The sequence below is a fragment of the Streptomyces sp. SID12501 genome (genome assembly GCF_010550245.1).
GTDB lineage: Bacteria > Actinomycetota > Actinomycetes > Streptomycetales > Streptomycetaceae > Streptomyces.
This window is the reverse complement of sequence record NZ_JAAGLU010001027.1, coordinates 1-389: the sequence shown is the minus strand read 5'-3', so window position 1 is coordinate 389 and position 389 is coordinate 1. Positions and strand designations below refer to the sequence as shown.

Genomic DNA, 389 nt, shown 5'->3' with positions numbered 1-389 from the left:
GGGCCCCGGCGAGGACCAGCGGGAGCCAGGCGACCAGGGAGACGAGGTCGTTGCCGTAGTAGTACGGGGTGACCGCCCAGGAGACCGTGAGCCACAGGCTGAGCGCGATCAGCGCCCCGCCGGCGGCGGCGAGCCGGGTCAGCAGTCCCGCCAGGGTGGCCAGGCCCACCAGGAGTTCACCCGCGGCCAGCACCACGGCGAAGCCGACGGGCGACTTCAGGGCCAGGTCGACCAGGGCGGGGATCGCGGAGGTGTCGCGCACCCCGCGCATCATCTCGCCGATGGATCCGACGCCGGTGGCGGACAGGAACGCGGAGTCGGTCAGCTTGTCCAGACCGGCGTACACGAAGGTCACGCCGAGGAAGAGGCGCAGGGGCAGGAGTGCGTAC

1 protein-coding gene is annotated in these 389 nt (G+C 72.2%); it reads right to left on the bottom strand.

What is annotated here, in order from left to right; translation table 11 throughout:
* The coding region (locus G3I71_RS49655) for a DoxX family membrane protein (RefSeq protein WP_164325572.1) at positions 1–389 on the bottom strand (389 nt) is incomplete at both ends.